Origin of the sequence: Chryseobacterium tongliaonense, assembly GCF_041224435.1 — a bacterium.
Classification (GTDB): domain Bacteria; phylum Bacteroidota; class Bacteroidia; order Flavobacteriales; family Weeksellaceae; genus Chryseobacterium; species Chryseobacterium tongliaoense.
The window spans coordinates 314,485-332,959 of record NZ_JBGFFD010000004.1 but is presented as its reverse complement, the minus strand read 5'-3'; the positions used below and the strand labels follow the sequence as shown (position 1 = coordinate 332,959).

General features: G+C 38.2%; 14 protein-coding genes. 4 read left to right on the top strand and 10 right to left on the bottom strand.

Going from position 1 to position 18,475, the window contains the following annotated elements; translation table 11 throughout:
* Positions 1–110: 110 nt before the first annotated feature.
* The 4 genes from AB8P06_RS11475 (at position 111) to AB8P06_RS11460 (ending at position 1,735) form a co-directional block, all read left to right on the top strand.
* Positions 111–281, top strand: coding sequence for a lmo0937 family membrane protein (locus AB8P06_RS11475; RefSeq protein WP_369841756.1), 171 nt, complete (start codon positions 111–113; stop codon positions 279–281).
* A gap of 289 nt (positions 282–570) precedes the next feature.
* A complete protein-coding gene (locus tag AB8P06_RS11470; RefSeq protein WP_369841753.1) occupies positions 571–798 on the top strand; it encodes a glutathione synthase in 228 nt (75 codons plus the stop codon).
* Between the two features lie 12 nt (positions 799–810).
* The gene (locus AB8P06_RS11465) at positions 811–1,044 is read left to right on the top strand and encodes a hypothetical protein (protein ID WP_369841750.1); all 234 of its coding nucleotides are present in this window, start codon (positions 811–813) and stop codon (positions 1,042–1,044) included.
* 79 nt (positions 1,045–1,123) lie between these two features.
* Positions 1,124–1,735 (top strand): alpha-ketoglutarate-dependent dioxygenase AlkB family protein, encoded by a 612-nt coding sequence (locus AB8P06_RS11460; RefSeq protein ID WP_369841747.1) that lies wholly within the window; start codon positions 1,124–1,126, stop codon positions 1,733–1,735.
* Here AB8P06_RS11460 and AB8P06_RS11455 read toward each other — a convergent pair.
* The 10 genes from AB8P06_RS11455 to AB8P06_RS11410 form a co-directional block, all read right to left on the bottom strand.
* Positions 1,707–3,005, bottom strand: a complete 1,299-nt coding sequence (locus AB8P06_RS11455; protein ID WP_369841744.1) for an ATP-binding protein — start codon at positions 3,003–3,005, stop codon at positions 1,707–1,709. The two genes, AB8P06_RS11460 and AB8P06_RS11455, sit on opposite strands and share 29 nt — an antisense overlap.
* 24 nt (positions 3,006–3,029) lie before the next feature.
* A complete protein-coding gene (locus tag AB8P06_RS11450) occupies positions 3,030–4,622 on the bottom strand; it encodes an eCIS core domain-containing protein (RefSeq protein WP_369841741.1) in 1,593 nt (530 codons plus the stop codon).
* Between the two features lie 84 nt (positions 4,623–4,706).
* Entirely contained in the window at positions 4,707–5,027 is a 321-nt protein-coding gene (locus AB8P06_RS11445; RefSeq protein WP_369841739.1) for a hypothetical protein, read from the bottom strand.
* Between the two features lie 11 nt (positions 5,028–5,038).
* A complete protein-coding gene (locus AB8P06_RS11440; RefSeq protein WP_369841736.1) occupies positions 5,039–6,376 on the bottom strand; it encodes an eCIS core domain-containing protein in 1,338 nt (445 codons plus the stop codon).
* 4 nt (positions 6,377–6,380) lie between these two features.
* A complete protein-coding gene (locus AB8P06_RS11435) occupies positions 6,381–7,055 on the bottom strand; it encodes a chitosanase (RefSeq protein ID WP_369841734.1) in 675 nt (224 codons plus the stop codon).
* Positions 7,056–7,076: 21 nt separating this feature from the next.
* Positions 7,077–8,576, bottom strand: a complete 1,500-nt coding sequence (locus tag AB8P06_RS11430) for a contractile injection system tape measure protein (protein WP_369841732.1) — start codon at positions 8,574–8,576, stop codon at positions 7,077–7,079.
* 3 nt (positions 8,577–8,579) lie between these two features.
* Positions 8,580–9,131, bottom strand: a complete 552-nt coding sequence (locus tag AB8P06_RS11425) for a hypothetical protein (RefSeq protein WP_369841729.1) — start codon at positions 9,129–9,131, stop codon at positions 8,580–8,582.
* A gap of 23 nt (positions 9,132–9,154) precedes the next feature.
* On the bottom strand, positions 9,155–12,142 hold the full coding sequence (locus AB8P06_RS11420; protein ID WP_369841727.1) for a hypothetical protein: 2,988 nt from the start codon (positions 12,140–12,142) through the stop codon (positions 9,155–9,157).
* Between the two features lie 12 nt (positions 12,143–12,154).
* Positions 12,155–15,181, bottom strand: a complete 3,027-nt coding sequence (locus AB8P06_RS11415) for a baseplate wedge protein (RefSeq protein ID WP_369841724.1) — start codon at positions 15,179–15,181, stop codon at positions 12,155–12,157.
* 2 nt (positions 15,182–15,183) lie between these two features.
* Positions 15,184–18,471 (bottom strand): baseplate J/gp47 family protein, encoded by a 3,288-nt coding sequence (locus tag AB8P06_RS11410; RefSeq protein WP_369841722.1) that lies wholly within the window; start codon positions 18,469–18,471, stop codon positions 15,184–15,186.
* Positions 18,472–18,475: the final 4 nt, after the last annotated feature.

Below are 18,475 nucleotides of genomic sequence, written 5' to 3'. Positions count from 1 at the left end.
TGGGTTTTTATCTTTGATAATTCCATTTCTGATGAAAATATTGACTTTTTAAACAACAAAAGGCATAAAATATGCATGGTTTTAATAAATAACTTTAAAAATTTACGATTATGAGAAGTTTATTATGGTTAGTCGCAGTCATTTGTATTATCGTTTGGCTGCTAGGAATGTTAAATGTTGTACCGGGTATCAGCACAGGGTATTTACTTCACGTTTTATTGGTTATTGCCATTATTGTAATTCTTTATAATATTATTACGGGCAGAAAACCTCTTGATTAAAATTAAGGTAACTATATACTATTTTACACTTATTGTTTCAGGTTTCTTTCAATTATAATTTTATCGCAAAGAAAATTATGAATTGGACCCATTCTAAGATGAGCAAAGTTTTTTAATCTATATAAATAGATTTCTGAAGAATGCTTCATAACAGTTTTGCTGCTTTTCTTAAAAATATAATAGACGAATTTAAAAGCTTTGCGTTAAAAAAAATGATGAGTGTAAAATAATATATAGTTCCCAAAATTAATTCAGTTGAAATTCGAAACATAAAATTAAAACCTAAACTATGGCACAAGTGAATTTTAAAGAGGAAGATTTTATAAAAACCGAAGATGGTAATTATAAAATTGAATATACAACAGAAGAAATCGGACTGGGATCCAATTTAATAGTAGAAAGACAGGAAGCAGACGGCAGCTATGAAGTGGTGACTGCAGAAATAACGAGAGAGGATGACCGTGTTTTTATCGTCTGGAGCGAACCATTTAACGGAAGGTTTATTTTTGAAAAGTAAATTGATATAAGTATGAATTACAAAGAAGCCGTTAAGCATAAGAAAGAAGCTCTTAAGAAAGCTGATGAATCTGTATTAAAAACGCATCATCTGATTATTACACCAGCGGATACTGAAGAAAGCCTGAAACATATTGAGGCTTTTATGAAGAATCCGGATGAGTTTGATGATACAAGCTGCATCGAATTCTGTTCCAATGATGAGTATGAAGTCGTCAGTTTCAGAAAAGAAGAGTTTGAAAAATAAACAAGATTCCCTGCTTTTGGCGGGGATTGTTATTTCATGAGTAAATTTGTAAGATTATATTCACTATTATACTTTCGTCATGGATCAGTTGAGCTTATTTAATGCAGACGAATATTACCAGTTTCCAAAAGAACTGCTGGAATACACAGAACATTTTTTATCACCGAATGAAGCAACACTGTTACAGAATTTGTTGTTAGAAACCGCCCCGTGGAAACAAACGTCACAGAAAATGTACGATAAAACGGTACTGACCCCGCGCCTGACCGCCTGGTATGGTGATGAGGACAAACGGTATCATATGGGGGGCAATGATATTCAGATTAATCCCTGGCTTCCCGAACTGTTGACACTAAAACAGCGTATAGAACGATCTACCGGCTACCGGTTTAATTCTGTTTTGCTTAATTTATACAGGAATGGTAATGATTCGGTCGCCTGGCACCGGGATAAGGAAAGTGAACTGGGCAACCGCCCTGTCATTGCATCCGTCAGTCTGGGACAGGTCCGGAATTTTGATTTCCGGAAATTTGATGACCACCGGCAGAAATACAGCCTGCCACTCTTACACGGCTCATTACTGATCATGAAAGGCGATCTGCAATTGCATTGGGAACATCGCATCGCCAAATCTTCAAAAGCTATGCAGCCCCGTATCAATCTTACCTTCCGTTTAATTCGGGAAATATAGAATGGTATGTTTTTTCTTCTTTCTGATATTCGGCCTCTACTCCTTTTAATAAAAATGAATTTTTAAGAACGGTGCTTTCTTCTTCAATGGCCTGCAAACACGCGTAGGTCATAGCAGACACGATCTGGGCACCTGTCAGCTCGTAGTGTAATGCCAGCTGATTTAAAATTTCCGAATCCTCCAAAGCTATATTTGCAGGAAGAATGTTCTGCCACAACAGCAGTCTTTCTGCTGTGCTGGGCTTTTTGTAGCTGATCAGGCAGTTAAAACGGCGCAGAAAAGCATCATCAATATTATTTTTAAAATTGGAGGTTAGGATGATTAGTCCGTTAAAATTTTCCACTCTTTGCAATAAATAGCTCACTTCCTGATTAGCGTACCGGTCATTGGAAGATTTGGTCTGGGTTCTTTTCCCAAATAAAGCATCCGCTTCATCAAATATCAGGATCCAGTTTTTATTTTCGGCCTGGGTAAATATTTTTTCCAGGTTTTTTTCTGTTTCACCGATGTATTTGGATACGACCTGGGATAAATCTATCCGGTAGACTTCCCGTTGAAATTCCTTGCCCAACAAAGTAGCTGTAAGGGTTTTTCCTGTGCCGGAAGGCCCGTACAATAACGCTCTGTATCCCGGGAGAATATGTTTTCCCATCCCCCAGTTTTCGCGTAAGGTCCGGTGATGCTTCACCCAAAGCCTTATCTGGTGTATCTGTTCCTGTATGACAGGATTTACAATCAGGTCTTTCCATTCCAGTTGGGTGAAAACTTCTTTGGCCGGAAAATCAGGGCTGAATTTCGGTTTCAGTTTTTCACCATATAAAAGCAGGTGTATGGTTTCCGGTTTTAAAATAATCCGTCCGCTCATCAGGGGTTCACCCTCTTTTACAACATCTATTGTCATGATCTGCTCTTTAAAAAACCAATGGGAAGGATCAAACAGCTGCTGGATTTTTAAACGGGGTTCGATATTTTCGTGTGCTAAAATATACTGAACGGTTTCGCCGGTAGGTAACATTCCTCTGTGGTTTTCCAGACGGACGCCGCCCAACTCGGGGAATTCGCCGCCTTCAGGATAAAGCTCCTTAATGATATCATCAAAAAAATGAGGCAGCACATGAGGAACCAATGCCATCAATAGAATCGCTGCTTCTTCATGACTCGTTTCCCTCTTTAAAACTTCGGAGAAATAATTATGAAAAGATATTTCCGAGTTGTTTTGACCGGGAGCCAGGGCATTGATGATGTATTTTTTTAAATCTGTAAAAAGCATGAGATTAAATTCTTAAAATTGATATTATTGGAAAACAAAACCTATTTTTAAAGACAACGATTGCAGTATAGGGTCATTTTTTACAAGGTTTTTGATTAATCCATATTCGAAACCGATCATTAATGAATTTTGAATATTATAGTTAAGTCCGGCACCGGCCTGCACACCGGCTCCCCATCTATTACCATCAAAAACATTTGTTCCTGAATTCGGAGACAGCAAACCGGCAGCTCCACCTCCATAAATATAAAAATCGGGTAAATACACTATTTTCTGAGGCTTGAATTCTATCTGCAGACTTGAGCTGAGGTAAGAAGGTGCTTTGGAAGAAAACCCGATTGATGCCTGGTTTAATGACTGGAATCTGATTTTATTTCCCAGGATAGAATAAAACTGATGCACATATGATCCCTGCAATGAAATCCCACTGGATTGATTTTGAAAAGAATTGCTATTGAAATCATACCCTATACCAAAGGTTTTCCTACTTCCGTTCATCCAGCCGGATAAAGAATTGGGAGAATCCCATATTAAGCCATAACCTCCAATAGGATTTTTTTTCACAGATTTTAGGATATGGTTGGTAAAACTTGTACATTGATTATCATATAAATTATAATCAGGTTTGGTATTACAAAAATTAATTGCAGCATTTTTGGCGGTATCAAATTCCGTATCTGTCAGTGTAAATTCCTGGGTAGAGGATGCGGTATGTGCTGTATCCGGATGATGTACACATCCGTTTACACTTTTAAAAGGTTCGGATGAATTAAAACCGGTTTCCGGCCAGAAGCCATAGGTCCAGTAATCCCCGTTTGCTTTAATTAATGTTATCCATGAATGACCTACAGGCCAGGATTTGCTGCCGTCTTTTTCTTTTTTTAGCGGGATGGTTAAAAAATCAGCCTCTTTATCAACATTTATAACCAGTTTATTTTTGTCAATCTTACTTTGGGTACCATCTTTTGCTGAGCAGTCGGCAGAACAACTGGCAGCACTTAATTTCTGGATTTTCTTACTGATATTCCCTCCCTGCTGTATGGTGTGGGTCAGCTCATGAGCCAGCAAATGTTTCCCTTTATCGGAATTCGGGCTGTATTTTCCTTCATTGAAATAAATATCATTACCTACAGCGAAAGCCTGTGCATTGAGATCCCGGTTCATTTGTACCGCTTCACTCCCGGTATGGATTTTTACATTCGAAAAATCGGCTCCGAACCTGTTTTCCATAAAGCTTTTTGTGCTGTGGTCCATTGTATTTCCGTTTCCTTTGCTGGAATTGATCCGGCTTTCTACATGATCCGGTGCATGGGACTCTCCTGCCGTTTCTGTAGCAGAACGTTGAATCATTGGTGTTATACTTTCGGCGAGAGGTTTCATTCGGAGCTTTTCTTCCTGCTCACAGGCTGCACACTTTTGAAGGGATGTTCCTTTCTGTGCTACCTGAGCTGATGATCCCGGCTTACTCATTACCTGGTCTGCAACACGGTCTGCTTCTGCTTCGTAGGAATCATTGGATGAGCCTATATTCAGTTTTTTCTGAACGACGGGTTTGAAAAACGTTGTATTATTGTTATTTTCGAAAGAACCGTTTTTGTATTGGTGTTGATGCAACATAATATTTCATATATTTTTAGTTAGGGTATTGAGTTGGGAGGATTCAGTATTTTCCATTATTTTCAATGGGTATATTGAACCTTATTAATCTATTTCAATGTCCTCAATGATAAACCGGAATCTCTCTTCTAAAATTCCTCCTAATGTAAAATCATACTTTTCAGAATAAAAGGAGTAACCTCTGGAAACCGTCATATCAAGAGCTTTGATCATTTCAGGTATCAGCACATCCCTCACCAGACGATAGAATTTTTTTCCATCATTTGTTGATTGAAGTTTTGCATAATAACAAATCGTATTCCAGAGCTTACCGATGATTAGATATTCATTTGGGGTAAATCTTTTTCTATCATCAATATCTTTTGAATATTTTTTAATGATGTTATGGTATTCTGATAAATTCATTGGTTTAATATTTATGGATAACCGGGATAGTCAGCAGCAAGGGTATTCAAAAATTCAGTACTCGGAGAGGATGCTGTTACAATTCCTCCTCCAGCTGCATTTGTCGGACTTGATTTAAAAGTAGTACCCCGATTGGCAAATCCCCACTTAAATGATTCAAGTAGCTTGTCATGGTTAGTGCCCAGATAATTTAAACAGACAAAAGCAGTTTCAAAATATGCTTCATCATGTAAACGTGCTGCACTGGGTGCATCTTCTGGATTAACTGTACAGCCGGAAGCACTTCCCGCACTTCCCATAGAAGGATTATAACCATAACTGGAAGGTAAAGCCGGGAGGCCAATATAGTAAGGATGGTTACCGGAATATGTTGCTCCACCAGGTGAATTAATACCTCCATCAACAAAACTGTCATAGGTGGCGGCTAAAGGTGGAAATACAGTCTGATGAGTTCCAACCTGAACACCATCGGTCCGCCTTGTTCCCCAAAAAACCTGGATTGCTTCAAGACCATCGCGGCAGGCTCCACAACTAGAATATGTAGAAGTGACATTCATCCGTAAACCGGTAACTCCTCCGGTAATATTTCCGGGACTTATACTCTGGCTGTTCAGCCATTGTGCATATAAAGGATCGTGTTGTGATACAGAATCTCTTGGTAAACCAGTGTCATTACTGAATTGATCTAAAAGTGGATCATGAATTGGATCACCGTGAGAAAAAGGAAGACGTTGAATTCTTTTTGTTGCAACTCCTCCTCCCTGCTGAATTGTATGCGTCAGCTCATGAGTCAGTAAATGTTGCCCGGAACTGGTTCCCGGATTGTATTTTCCTTCGTTGAAATAAATGTTATTTCCTACAGCGAAAGCCTGCGCATTGAGATCCCTGCTCATTTGTACGGCTTCACTTCCCGTATGAATTCTCACATTGGAAAAATCAGCTCCGAAACGTTGTTCCATAAAGTTTTTGGTTCCGTTTTCCATAAGGCTTCCACTGCCTTTGCTGGCGTTGATCCTGCTTTCTATATGATCCGGAGCATGAGATTCTCCGGAACTTTCTGATGAACGCTGGATTAAAGGTGTAATGCTTTCAGATAATGGTTTCATCTGAAGCTTTTTCTCTTCTTCCTGGCAAGCTGCGCATTTTCTTTGGAGCAATGCTCCGGTATGGGCAACCTGCGGTGAAGAATCCGGCATTTTCATGACTTTGTCTGCAACCTGATCCGCTTCTGCTTCATAAGAATCATTGGCAGAGCCAACACTCAGTTTCTTCTGAAGATTAGGCATAAAAAAAGTGGATTTTTGTTTTGAGGTTACAGCAGCTTCTTTGGGTTGTTTTACTGCTTCCATGTCCTTAATTTATTTTTACACCATTGGCTATAATTTCTTTGGACAGATCCCAGTTTTTATTAGCGATCTGGTCTTTAAAGCACTGGGTTCTGTAAATTGTTTTCCTGAGTATCTGTCTGGAATGATTGGCCAGCCAATTATGTCTTGTATTGACGTACTGGGTGACCCATTTTTCTTCATTCCCGCCGTTCAGGGGAATATTTTCCGGAAATCTTTCTCTTAAAAAAGAAGGAACACCTCCGGAATGGATAAAGCTGTCATAGATCACCAGCATGCTTAATGCTTTTGTGAACTGGTTTTTCTGGAAGAAATGGTAAGCCGGCTGATAGTAAAGGATATCAAAAAATTCATCCTGGCAGGTTCTCATCATGAGATCTTCACGTGCAGATTTTCTTAACAGGTTTTTAAATTCCGTGTTATCTACTAAAGACTGTTTTCCGATCAGTTTTACAAATTTTTTGAACTGCTCTGCGAAAAGGCCTTTTTTTGCAATATACATTTCAATCAGGGCTTTCAGGTTTCCCTGTTCGGTGGTCTGGCTTCTGCCGTAAGTAATCTGCCGGGTTCCGTTTTTGCCATCGGCATAAATGACCAGAGTGTCATACTTACCTTCTTTACTTCCTGTTTCAAAAACATTAATGACCTGTAATATTTTTGATTTTTGCTGTGCTGTTATCATGATTATTTGTTTTTTTTGGGGTTAATATCTCCAGTAAATATTAAGAAAGGCTTCCATCCATGGAGTCTGAATCATTCCGATTCCCCAGGGCAAGCCGGCTAACAAAACATCGACACCTTTTTCTTCTACCCACAATTCGGAGGAAGATTGAGTGTTGAGTGATAATTTACCGGATCTCTGTAAAAAAGTTTCCCTGAGTGCCTGTACAGATGATCCTTTTAATGTGGACCAATGTTCTGTTACAGCTGATAATAAATCATTACAGGTTTCTTTTTCTTTTTTGCTGATTTTTAGTCTGGTATTAGCGACATCATCTATAGGAAAGCCGCAGAGAAGTTTATTTAAAACCAGTTCGTTTTCAAAGAAAATTTCCTGTCCGGTAACCAGGTATTGGGTAATCATAATTGCCTTATGTTGGCTGTTTTTTTGTTTCCAGTCGTTTTCTGTACACAGATTCAGCTTTTTAAAAAGAGTCTGAAGAAACGGGTGGAGAATCACCAAGCCTGCATTTTCAATATAAAGGGATGAAGATGGTAAAACCGTATAATGGTTTTTTTCTAATTTTTTCTCTGATTGCTGAAAAGACTTGGTTGATCTGCTACTTTTTTCTTTTATTTTTCTTTGTTTGCTGTCTTCTGTAAGATCAGTATTTTCTTGTTTCTCCTGAAGATGGGTTTCCTTAACGTTGATGAATGAATCCTGATCTTCAGTAATTTCGGTGCTCTTTGTATTTTTTTCTATGGTTTTCCCAGTATCCGGAGTATTTTCCCCGTTGAGTTCCTGATGATTCAGTTTATTTTTTTCAAAATCCGGGTGATGATCTTTTTCGGATGATGAATAATTCTCTTTTTTATTTTCAGAGTACAATCCTGCTGCTTCAATATAGGATTCCAATTCTTCTGTAGAATAAAATTCGGTATTACTGTTTAAAAAATTAAAAATTTTAATTGAATCATCATAAATATAGTTATTTACTGGTTCATATTTAATTTTTTCTTTAAAAAAATCAGGGACATTAAAATAATACCGTATAAGGGCTTTTTTATTTTCGTATAATACCGTAAGAAGTTCTTTGATAAAAACTTCGGACACTTCTATTGCTGCTATGATTTCATCAATACGATCTGAAAATAAATTCTCTTTAAGGATTCCTGTTTTTAAATATTCAGTGAAAATATTTTCAAGATATGCAGCTTGTGGTATGAAGCCCTGCTCTACATGAATTTTTTCGTTGATATTGGACTTTGTAGTTATGGAATTATTCTTCAGATATTCTTCGACCTGAATCAATGACTGCTCTATCAGCTCTTTTTTCCATTCTTTCTGAGAAATGTCAGGCAGCTGGACGCTTAAATGATCTATTTCCCAGTTATAATTCTGAACGGAATACCGGTCTAATAAAATTTCAAGTTGAGGATAGAATGTTTTCTCCAGCAGATCGGATAACGTATTCTGTATCTCCTTTCCCAAAGGCTGGGAAGAGCACTGAACATCGATGATATGTTGCCCGAGAAGATGCATTATTTATTTCTTTTCGTCAAAATTAAACGGCGGACAATGAAACTGGATTGAGGTGAAAACTTCATCTCCTGCCCTTATAATCTCATTGGTTGTAAAAGGGTTTGGTCTTAAGCTGATCCTTAATGTGTTTTCCACAAGCCGGAAAAACAGGGTCCATACCCGCCATGTTTTTTTCTCTATATCCGTTACAGGTACGGCAAAAGACATGACCGTATTGTGATATTGCTGAAAAAGCGGGGTAAGTGTCTCTATGATTTTAGGATCCGGCTGAAACTGGAAGCTGGTAACAGATGCTTCTCTTATCAGCAATCTGAACGTAAAATTGACGGTTGTTTTTTCTATTCCCCTGAAAGAATACCATAAACTTGCCGTTCCTTTAGGGTCTTCAACGGGGTTCTGATCCCAGAGATCAAATAAAGGTAATTGTGCGCCGTTATCCGTATTCTCTGTATAATCCAGCAGACTGGTGAGTACATCGCGTACTTCTTTTGCCGTATTATTTCCGTTATCGTTGATAGCTGCTATTCTTGTTTCTACTTCGGTTCTTGTTGCCATGATATTAAGTTTTAAAGTGGTTATTATTTTTGAGTATCGAAATCTTTGTCATTAAAATCAGGATTGTTGAAATCTCTGACGGCAGCAACTGTGATTTTCTGCATATTGTCACATATTTCGCCTAATTGTCTGATGGTTACGGTAAATGTTTTCACCTTTTCATTGAAAGGGAATGTGTGTCTGACTAATTTTTTATCAGTGGTTATTTTATCTGATTTATCGCCAAAGTCTATTTCATATTCATGGGTATCACTTTGGTCGGAATTGGTAAATTCAAAGGCATTAATATCTCTGGAGTTTCTGGCAGCGTTCCAGTTAGAGATTTCAACAGGCTTGAATATTTCAAATTCCAGGGTATTGCTCACCTCGCCTTCGCTTTCGTATTGTAAAGTATATTTTGCAGGGCTTGCGATTGATGCGTGGTTAGGCTGAAGGAAGAATTTATCGCTTCTCTTAATCACTGCGTCTTTGGCGGTTCCTGTAAAAGTTCCGTCGGTATTGCCTTTGACGGTTATTTCATATTCTTTATCGTCGGTATTACAGTATTTCAGGGTATTCAATGAAATGGAAAGCGGGTCTTTTTTCTCGATTTTCAGTTCAATGGTATTTCCTTCTCCGCAACACAGGTACGGAAGGAAAAAATCTGCAATGACCAGTTGCTGGTTAGGAATATCCTGAGGCTGCTGATTAGGATAATAATACTGCATGGCATATGAAAGATTTCCCAACAGATAAGCTTTCATTTCTTTGGTGTATGCCGGAGACAGGTTATAATCTGCCAGTTTAAGGATATTGGCTTTGATATTTTCCGTTTCCTGCTTACATTTATCGAGCTCTTCAATCGGCGGGTTTACAATCTGGGAAGTATAATCTTTGAATTTAATGCTTGAAGTAATATCCTGCATCACACTCTCTTCCAGGTTAAATCCCTTTTTATAAATCTTTATAGATTCCAATAACTGATATAATGGTTTTACAGGAGTTTTAGGTTTAAATACGGAACTGTCCACATAAACCAGTATAAAAGTTCCGCCTTTGGTAACTCCGGCTTTATGATCAATTCCGGGATGTTTCTGGATAAAGGTTGAAAAGAATAAATCTTTAAATATTTTCTGCCATCTGATCTGTGATTCTTCAAAAATAACGGCAAAAGGATCTTCCAAAAACAATTCATTGATATCATCAAAACGGTCTATCAGGTCTTCCGCAATCATTGACAGCTTGTCTTTATTCAGAAACTGAATACAGAATCTGTGCATCAGGAATATTTGGTTCAGTTCTTTGAAAACCTCATTGAAGCTTATGAAATTGGGCAGAAAATCTTTCAGGTCATTGGTGAGTAGATTTTTGATCTGCTGCAGTATATTTTTAAAGCTGTCGATACTTTCATTCGTTAATAATTTCTGGTTAACCAGAGTGGTTTTATTTTGTGAGATCCAATTGATGACAAACTCCGTGATGTTATACAGTCTTTTTCTTGCCAGGTCATAATCGGTTTCCAGATCATCCCATCTGCCTTCAAATTTAGATATGTCAAGTTCTTTTCCGATATAATTAATGGCATTTAAAGCCGTGATTTTGAAGGGAAGATTATAACTGTTTTTAATAATGTTCAGCTCTTCAGCCACATCAGTATATTTTTTACCCAAATGGCCTTCAATTCTGAAGAAATTAAATGTTTCAAGATCATAAAGCAAAGGTTTTTTTACATTATCCAGGTTGGTATATCCAGGTATTTCAGAATGATAAGAAAGTATTTCGTTGTTTTTATTTTTTATCGTTTTTTTAGGGCTCCATTTTTTATTTAAGTCTAAAATCCCCTCATAATAAAAAGGGATTGACTTTCCGGAAAGCGGAATATCTCCATACACGGAAGGCGTTACTTTAATACCGTTGTTCTGTATTTTCCAGGATTTTATAATATGAACGAGTCTTTCAAATAATAAAGTGAGCTCCTGTTTTTTCTTGTCATTTTTTCCTGATGTATTTTGTGTTGAGAAAAAAGGAGTTCGGTATTCAGTACCTGAACCGTCAGCTTCCCCGACAACAATATGAAAAGGAAACATGCTTACATCCACACAGCATAAGGACGGATTTTGAATATTGAAGTCTACAATCTCATTATATGCAGCAGCAATATCAAACATCCAATCCCATAAATACTGTACATTGATTGTATTTTTATGGGTATTGATAATGGTTTCAAGAGTGGTTTTAACATTTTCCAGAGCATTAAAATCAACGTTAGGACTGATGCGTTGTTTGTAATGTTTATAAACCTCGCTGATCTTATTGGACAGGGTATCAACAGTAGAACTGCTGACAATTTTCCTGAATTCGTTCAAGACCTGTGTTCCGGTAATTAACGGGTTGTAAGGAACATTGTATCTAGGTAAAGAAACTTTTTCAAATGATATTTCTTTTGGATATTCCGGGAATAAGGAAGCGTTCAGCTTATCCACTGAAATAAGTAACGGACGGATTTTAAATTCGATTCTTTTGCCTTTATCATCACAATTGGTGGTGACGCAGTTTTTTTCATCGATTAAAGAAGCTTCCAGTAAAAGAACAACTATTTTATTTTCGAAAAACTGATCGGGAATCGCAATCCTGTCGGCTTCCAGGGTATTTGTCGGGAGCAGTTCTATAGACTTTTTCAGCGGTTCATACATTTTTGTGTACGGGAAAATCATATCCAGATATTCACCATCTATAAAAGTAGGTGCTAAAAAATCAGAGGACAGCTCTATGGAATGATAATAGCTGAAGGTCTGCTCTTCCCACTGAATCTGATATCCCAGGGAAGTAATGGCGGTTCCGCAGCTTATGGTGATCTGATTCGGTTTGGGGTGTGAAATGTCCAGCCCGCAGAGAATTCCGATTCCGATTCCGCCTGCGCGGGTAAGCCTGTCCTGCTCTTCCAGGTAACTTATGGCACGGTTCAGATGTTTTTGACTGAGCACCTGGTCTGCTTCAAAAACGGGATATTTGGATGGTGTATATGCTTTCATGGTAATGTTTTTTTAAAGGGTTCCTAACGAAGTGCTTCCTAATATAATGGGGTTTGTGGTTTCACTGAGCTGACAATCATATAAATTTCCTTCAGGATAAATGGTATTGAGTTTTTTAAGGCTTTTCAGCAAAGCTTTATGGTATTTGGTATATTGGGTAAAATCTTTTTTCAACAGGGTTTTACTGCAGTATCTGAGTCTGAAATGCCGGTAGTTTGCCAGCCAGTTTTTATAGGCTTCCTGGAAATCCCACATATCTTCGGAATTAACCCAGCAGATCTTTAAAAGTACGTGAGCCGGGGCTTCCTGTCTGAAAATCTGTTCTGCATACCTTCTGAAAGCAATGCTTCTGAACCTTGATAAATATCCCGGTAATACGATCGTCGCTTTAAAGGAATAAGGATCGTTATTGGCTTCATCTTTACAGTCATCTTTTAAACAGACCGACAACAAATCTTCGGTATCATCAGCAAGATGCGAAAATGGTCTCAGCAGAATATGCTCAAGGCAGTAGAAGTTTTCATAAGCTTCATTTAAAGCCTGCATCAGCTGATAAAAGTATTCTGAAGCTTTCTCATGGCTTGTAAAGGTTTTATCTACTGTTGCTGTTTTTTTAGGTTGTATTCCCAGGTAAATAAAAAATTTATTGCCTTGTTTATGAATGAAATAGGCAGTTGGGTTCAATAAATTCTGTTGTGCCCATTTCCATTTTTCTTCCAGATCCGTAGCGGGTTGTACAATCTTGTACACCACACTTTCATGATCTATTTTCACGGGCAGCGTCCATTGGGTCTGTACTTCGGTTTCAGTAACGATATCTCTGAGCCCGATATGGTTAATTCCCAAGAGTCTTGCAACTCTTCTTTCATATCCGCCGCTGTGATCCGTATCCCATAAATCCTGGAAATCAAATGTATTATTGATCAGTCCGGCATGCAGATAATCTATTCCGAGACCTCTTTTATAGCTGGTTTCTGCATAATCTTTTATAAATGCTTCTTTATCGTTGATCAGATCCTGCGGCTGAAAAGAAAATTCTCCCAGTCCGCCTGCATCCTGACTTACCCGGTATATCATAAAGACATAATCATTGAAGCTTTCACTGAAACGGGCCATCAGATGATCTAATACCCTGTTCCGTCTGTCATAAAAAACAACCTGCGTTTCCTCTAATGAAACATCGGTATCTGTTTCTCCGGATAACAGCTTATTTTTAAACTCGTCGCCATATATTTCTTTACCGTAAAAGTCTGCTCCCGTTTTCGGATCTATATCCAGATAATTAGGAAAATACGTTTGCTGAAGCGGTTTCAGATCAAATATATTTTTGGCATTGTACAGCTGGCTGAAAAAATCTGCCAACAGCTGATCGTAGAAATGCAGGTAAGCTTTAAGTTGTTTTACCTGTGCTTTCCTTTTTTCAGGAACTTTATCGGAAAGCTGATTTTTACCTAATCCGTACGTGATCGGAAATTCTTCCTGAATGCTGTAGTATTCATCCAGCTGATAAAACTGTCCCTGCGGAACCGGCAAATCATTTTGCACGGAATAAAGTTTGTAATTCTGCAGCTGTGCCTTAAGCTGTAAGACTTTTTGTTCCACCAGCATCTGGTTGGTTTCAGATAAGAGAAACGGAATGTTTTTCTGAAACAATAATATTTTTGATCGTTCATTGGAAAATACCGGTTTTTCTTCACCGGATAAATGCAGGCACCATTTCTGATTGGTACTTCCTGCAATAGGTTTTCCGAGGGAATTATAGGCAGTCATCAACAGGTTTTCCACTGAGGTTATTCCTTCAATTTCCATCAGAGCAGCAATAATATCCGAAGCATGAATGCTGGTCGGTAACTGGGCTTTTCTGAGCTCTTCGTCTTTTAAAAAGCCGTGTTCAAGTTTTGGGCCTGAAAATATTTCGGTGGAATTTAATCCCTGCTCTGTCAATTGTGATAAAGTGTAAAAACGTACCGGAGGATTCAGAATGTTTTCAATTGCCATCTGAATCCTGGCCATTGTTTCCACGGAATCGGTTTCTGGAGCTAATTCCACATCTGCACAAAAACCTATATCAACGGTTTCGATGGTTTCCACACATAAGAAATCTTCTGTAAGATTCCTGTTCTGGTGCAGTCTTTGCTGAACGGTTCTGAAGATACGGTCTGCCTTTATTTTTTTATCTTTTAATAAACTGATGATCTCGCAGACGGGTTTTTCAGTGCTGAAATATTCTTTTACTTCATTGATTTCATTGCTGTTAAAAGGTTCTATGACCAGTTTCAGAATGTCATTCTCCTGGAAAGTCCGCATAACGGTAATCACAACCGTATTGTCTTTCAGCTCTGTTTTTTTGTTTTTTATTTTGGTGGGCTTATCCATTTTGGCAAGGAGAAGCGCTTTAGAATCATTCCATAAGGAAAAATCCGGTATAATCTTTACCTGTACCCATTTTCCGGATTGCAGAAATACAAATTCCAGTTCTGTGGTATTCAGGTTTCCGAGAACGGGATCTTCAGCCAGTTCTATTTTTATTTTATTTAAACCTCTTACAGCTAAAGGTTCCAGCAGTTTATTGTTCTTATCTTTTGGAGTAAAGCTTAATTTATCCTCCAGAACATTGATGTAGATGTTTTTTTCTGCTTTATGGGGTAAATGGTATCCGTATAGATCGGATTCTTTTTTTGTGGCCAGATACCAGGCATTAGAAACACCTTCAATATCGATTAAGAGCTTACGGTAATCCAGTTCTGTGACAGGAGCATTGGTCATGATGTCTCTGGCTGTAAAGAATGACTGGTTTTGGATCTGTCCGTTTTTATTGGTCAGTAAATCTTTAATGTCAAAATCGGTTCTGTATCCAAGTTCCGTGATCATGAAAGAAAGGGCTTCCAAAATGGTGATTCCCGGATCGTGGGCATTGTAATCCGTCCATAATCTGTTCCCAAGTTTTTCAACATGCTTCAAGCCTTCTTTTCGCAAAAATTCATAATCCTGCGACGGCTTCAGTACTCTTTCTGATGGTATGTAATATGTTGGGTTCATGGTTAGCAATTGTTTTTAAGTTCTTCTATTTCATGCACATCATTAGGAATAAACAAAGTGTAATCGGTTTGCGGGAGGATCTCTTTTACATCGGATATTATTCTTTTCACGATATTTTCCGTATCATCAAGTATCATCTGATTGACTTTGAAATCAACGACATAATCCACGAAACTCTGGTTGTCAATCAACTGGATCAGTGAAGAAAGCTCTATTTTTTTTGCAAAATCAATATCGAGGTTGCTGTAAGCCCACGGACTGATGTATTTATTCAGGGTTTCTTTCAGCAGGTCAGCATACAACCGGGTATCGGCACCGGGAATTTCCCGGTATTTTACTTTGCAGGTGATCTGTATCTTTTCTAAAACAGGAGGTTTTACACTGAGGCGGGCATGGGGCGAGCACATTTCAATTATCCTGTTTTTAATGCGCTGCAAAGTACTCAGGCTGAGTAAAGGTTTCCATTCCCAGACGGCTGATGAACTGAGAGATCCTGCAACAGGAATAAGGGTAACATATCCTGCGGAAACATTGGAAACATTTCCTGTATCATAACGATAATGGTTCAGGCATTTTATTCTGTACACTTCCGGGAATTCCTGTAAAATAAGCCTTTCATAATCCCATGAAGTGATCGCTCTCTGCTTGTGACGCAGCCTTTCACTGCTTCTCTGGTGTAATAAACTGTCGTCTTCCTGCTTTCTGCCTCCGAAAGACGGGTAAGGTTGTTTTACTTTTTTTACGAATGGATGAGGCTGATAGAGTTTTGAAATAGTTTCGGCCGGAGTTGTTTCCAGAAACTGACTTCCGTTATTTTCAAAATCGGTCAGAACGGCTTTCAAAGCCTGTTCGTGAATGCCTGTGAAATTACAGATCCGGTCTAATCCATCCACTGAAATTTTGATCCAGAAAAGAGCATTGGGTAAGAGTGTGGTTTGTGTATTGTCAAACTCCGGTACGGTTAATTGTATAATTCCCGACTGCAGTAAACCTAAGGTCTCATCTCCTATTTCATACGGATCTATGGTTTCCCATTCATTGTTGTTTAAATAAGCCCAGGATATTTTTGCGGGGTCTTTTCTTGGGTTGGCTGTTCCTTCTGCCATCTGGAAAAGAATACTTAATCCGTTTCCCGGCTGTGCATTTTCAAACCCGATATAGATTTCTCCCTGTTGGGGTAATGAAGGAATTAATGTTAAAGAGGATTTTGGTGTTATTCTTTTATAGCCAAATGGTGATAAATGATAATATTCTATGGTGTTTAAGCTATTGTCCGAATCCTTGAACGTATATTTCTGACTGACGGAATAATTCATTACGATGGATTGAATAACGGGAACTTCAGGCAATACCGGGCTTGCTGTTTTGGCTGCCGCAATATAATCCTGCAGAAACTTCTCTTTTACATATTCAGAATCATCCAACTGAACTCTTATATATCCTGAAACACTTTCTTGATCGGGAATTTCATCTTCCAGATATTCTGATACGGGATAATTATAATTATTGGTATAAGAAGAATTAAAAGTATCGGCTGTTTTAATAAACTGTCCGTCATACATTTCATATAATAAAGAATCATCGACAAGACTTTTGAAAACCCCTGCCATCACAGTAAACTCCTGAGGTGCAAAATTTTCGAACCACATCAGTGATTCATTTTCAACGGCCTGCATTTTGGCCACCGTATTTTCCATCTGCCAACCTTCATTGTATGCAATCAAATTCTGTTGATTATTGCTGGTATTGCTATGGAACCTGAGGATATTCGTGTTGATCGAGAATGTGGCGGCAGCTCCTTTTTTCATGAAAAATTCATTACAGCCAATCGTAAAGCCGTTTCCGTTCCTCGGGAAATCCCCGAAAGGTCTGAAGGGCTTATTGATATCTACAACTCCTGTGTCTGTTGCAACAATAAAATTTTTAAGGCCTGTTACCTTTATTTTAATGTCAAGGCTCTGACATTTTATGGCTATCGTATTGTTTTTAGGAATGATTTTAAGGATCGGATGTAAGGTATTGATGATATCTCCGTCATGAATTTTATGATCAAACGGGACAATCGCTTTTTCAGTGGCCGGAATGGTCAGCTGTATGCTTTTATCCTGGGTTAATTCTGTTTTGGAAATTTCAATCCATTTTTTTTCTCCGGTTATCCGGAAATCAAAAAGATCGGGACTTAAGTTTTGGGTGTCAAATTTAAGGGTGATGATTCTGGTTCCGCCTTTTAAATAAAATAAAGGACTGGCCAGAAGCAAGCCTGTTTGGGTATCTTCAGCTGAAACGGGAAATGCAGAAAAAGGGGTATTGGTTCCGTTGAGAGGAAACAGATCTGTTTTTTTCCAGGTTTTATCAGTATAATGGCTTAAAAAAGATTTAATTTTTGTAGAATTAATCGCCTGATCGGAAGTGGAGGCATAAAATTTATTTTTTCCTGCCCCGTTTTTTCCTGCCGAGAAAATGGTATTTTTAGGAAGTAAAAATGAATCGGCTGACGCAAAAGGTTCTATCAGTAAGTGTACATGATCCGGCTGTGCCTTTTGAGAACACAGTTGAAGAATATCCTTGTAATAAAAATCAAGATGTCTTTTGGTAAATTCATTCAGATGATTTTTTGCAATACCCAACAGCTTTAAGAAAGCCAGAAACAGGGCATAATGCGGTGAATGGGAAGGATAAGATTCCAATTGCTGTCTGAGTGTTTCCTCCGTTGTGTTTTTCCAGTGTAAAAGAAGCCCGAAAAGCTGCTGAATACTTTTGTTGAACTGATAGCTTTGTAATAAAGTAAGGATCGAGGTTTCAGTATTTATTTTAAGGATAATGGCGTTTAGCTGGCTTTCAATAGTACCCTGGGAGCTTACCAGAAATTCCTTCACGGTAATGGTATCATCTAATGCAGGTATTTTTTTTGTTAATTCGGTTAAATCATGCTGAAGACCTCCGAAAATTTCTTTAAGGATATCTTTTTGTCCTTCATTGTCGCTGATTAAAGGAATCAGTTTTTTCCCGGTCTCATATTTTTTTTCATAGGCTTTGATATCCCATGTGTAAATTCCGGCTAAAACGGCTGTGGATTCCCATGTGAAAAACGAAGACCAATTCCCTTGCTCCAAATTGAATTCATCAAAATATCTGAGATATTCGGACATTTTTCGGGCTAAGACGATATGATCGATTTCACCCCTTTCCTCTAATAAAAAATAATCGGTTTTAAGGGCAGACAAAAATCTATCGCCTTGGGTAGTTCCCATGCCTTGAGGAATAGATATTTTTGAAGAACAATTTTCCATGATG

Bases quoted from the DNA above. Each gene is read 5' to 3' on its own strand.
- AB8P06_RS11430 (WP_369841732.1), bottom strand. From the start codon at position 8,576: ATGCATCTTCTCGGGCAACATATCATCGATGTTCAGTGCTCTTCCCAG.
- AB8P06_RS11470 (WP_369841753.1), top strand. From the start codon at position 571: ATGGCACAAGTGAATTTTAAAGAGGAAGATTTTATAAAAACCGAAGAT.
- AB8P06_RS11475 (WP_369841756.1), top strand. From the start codon at position 111: ATGAGAAGTTTATTATGGTTAGTCGCAGTCATTTGTATTATCGTTTGG.
- AB8P06_RS11425 (WP_369841729.1), bottom strand. From the start codon at position 9,131: ATGGCAACAAGAACCGAAGTAGAAACAAGAATAGCAGCTATCAACGAT.
- AB8P06_RS11455 (WP_369841744.1), bottom strand. From the start codon at position 3,005: ATGCTTTTTACAGATTTAAAAAAATACATCATCAATGCCCTGGCTCCC.
- AB8P06_RS11410 (WP_369841722.1), bottom strand. From the start codon at position 18,471: ATGGAAAATTGTTCTTCAAAAATATCTATTCCTCAAGGCATGGGAACT.
- AB8P06_RS11415 (WP_369841724.1), bottom strand. From the start codon at position 15,181: ATGAACCCAACATATTACATACCATCAGAAAGAGTACTGAAGCCGTCG.
- AB8P06_RS11440 (WP_369841736.1), bottom strand. From the start codon at position 6,376: ATGGAAGCAGTAAAACAACCCAAAGAAGCTGCTGTAACCTCAAAACAA.
- AB8P06_RS11420 (WP_369841727.1), bottom strand. From the start codon at position 12,142: ATGAAAGCATATACACCATCCAAATATCCCGTTTTTGAAGCAGACCAG.
- AB8P06_RS11465 (WP_369841750.1), top strand. From the start codon at position 811: ATGAATTACAAAGAAGCCGTTAAGCATAAGAAAGAAGCTCTTAAGAAA.
- AB8P06_RS11450 (WP_369841741.1), bottom strand. From the start codon at position 4,622: ATGTTGCATCAACACCAATACAAAAACGGTTCTTTCGAAAATAACAAT.
- AB8P06_RS11435 (WP_369841734.1), bottom strand. From the start codon at position 7,055: ATGATAACAGCACAGCAAAAATCAAAAATATTACAGGTCATTAATGTT.
- AB8P06_RS11460 (WP_369841747.1), top strand. From the start codon at position 1,124: ATGGATCAGTTGAGCTTATTTAATGCAGACGAATATTACCAGTTTCCA.
- AB8P06_RS11445 (WP_369841739.1), bottom strand. From the start codon at position 5,027: ATGAATTTATCAGAATACCATAACATCATTAAAAAATATTCAAAAGAT.